The sequence below is a fragment of the Bacillus sp. FJAT-47783 genome, from assembly GCF_022808615.1.
In the GTDB taxonomy this organism is placed as follows: Bacteria; Bacillota; Bacilli; order Bacillales; family Aeribacillaceae; genus Bacillus_BZ.
Window position 1 is genome coordinate 1 of the sequence record NZ_JAKZKS010000064.1, and the last position, 1,531, is coordinate 1,531.

The following is a 1,531-nucleotide window of genomic DNA, read 5'->3' on the forward strand; positions in this document are numbered from 1 at the left end:
CTCAAACTTCGCATACTGAAATCGGCAAATAAGCCTTGATATAGTTAGGTAAGGCTGCTACCCATTGCTGTAGTTGACTTTGTATTAGTTTTTTGATTTTTCGATTTGACTTTTTAAGGACATCTTCAAGAAGCTCGATTAACTGCTGAAGTGCGACAGCCCAATCAAGTTCATTTACTTCATCACAAAGTTCATAAAAAATACCGCCTAATGTACGTTGATCTGTGTTACAACGGTTTTGCCAAGACAATACGATGTACCTTGAAAATACGAGTGTCGTATGGCTGATTAGTAAATCATATGAGATACCTTGAAACTCCTTTTGAAGACGTAATAAAGATTTCGTTGTTTTGAAAAACACCTCAATGTCCCAACGCATACCGTAAATGCGGACGATCTCTTGGTCCGTTATTGTGCAATCTGTGCTAAGAATGGCTAGCCACTCACTTCTTTTGTTTCGGTTCTGTATAAAGACAACTTTGACTGGTACGCCATTAGCCAATGTTGTATGGATTGAACGAAGAAGGCCTTTTCTGCCCTGAACAGGAGCGGAAAGGAAATAGAGTTGTTTTAAAGACACTTCTTTGTTATTGACGATGTATCGTTGATTTGTCGGTTTCACCATTCCAATGACATCCAATCCTAAGTCAACAATGGATGTAATAAGTGGTTGATGTGTAAACCATGAATCCATTAACAAATAATTAGCTGTGACTCCTGCAGATAGTGCTCTTCTTACCATAGACGTAACTTGTTCTGGAGCTGTCTGTAGTGCATCTAGACGACGTTTATAGCCGGAGCAGCGTTTATCTACTTTTTCGGATATGCCATTGATTTGAGCTTTGATAGAACTTAATAAAGTAAAATCTAGTGGCATGAAAGTGAAGCCATCTGACCAACCAAGTGTAAGCATACGAAACCCTTTATAATAGCGTTTTTTCATCGAAGAATGATCCATACAACGTGCTAATAGTTCTAGTTTTTTACTACGGTCACGATCATACATGGAGTCATCAACAATCAGTACTTTTGGGCGTTTTGAATCGGTAAGTGCATCAACTTTTCCAATGGTACTGGCACTAAACAATGTTAAAAAACGACGCCAATTAAACTTGGAATGATTCATAAAACGATAAACAGCGTCCTTGGCTGGGTATGAATCTCCTTTCTTTGATTGAAGGAGAGTAAACCATTTCTTGTGTTGAAAAATCAGACAAAAAACAAGTTGAAAAAGATAAGCACATGTAAATCCAAACTTCTTAGTGATTCCAGCCTTGCGTAAGTGTTTGAAAACTTCTAATTCATCAAAAGTAGATTTTAATTCTTTGGGTAGTTGATTCGTTTGACCGTTTTGCTCTATCATATAGGAGACACCTCTTCTGTTTGGTAGTGTATTCTCGACAAATCCACTATACCAAAGAATGAGGTGTTTTTTGCATTTTTAGAATCATTTGTCAATAAACATTTTTTACACCAATGAACCTTAGAACCACTATGGGTGCACTAACTTTTTAAAGTGCGAAGTTTGAGT

The 1,531-nt window shown here is 37.2% G+C and carries 1 protein-coding gene; it reads right to left on the bottom strand.

Annotated elements, in window-relative coordinates; all coding sequences use genetic code 11:
- Position 1: 1 nt before the first annotated feature.
- Complete coding sequence (locus tag MLD65_RS17945) at positions 2-1,363, bottom strand: IS4 family transposase (RefSeq protein WP_243293183.1); 1,362 nt, start codon at positions 1,361-1,363, stop codon at positions 2-4.
- Positions 1,364-1,531 lie beyond the last annotated feature (168 nt).

Excerpts from the sequence above, each read along its gene's own strand:
- MLD65_RS17945 (WP_243293183.1), bottom strand. The coding sequence starts at position 1,363 with ATGATAGAGCAAAACGGTCAAACGAATCAACTACCCAAAGAATTAAAA.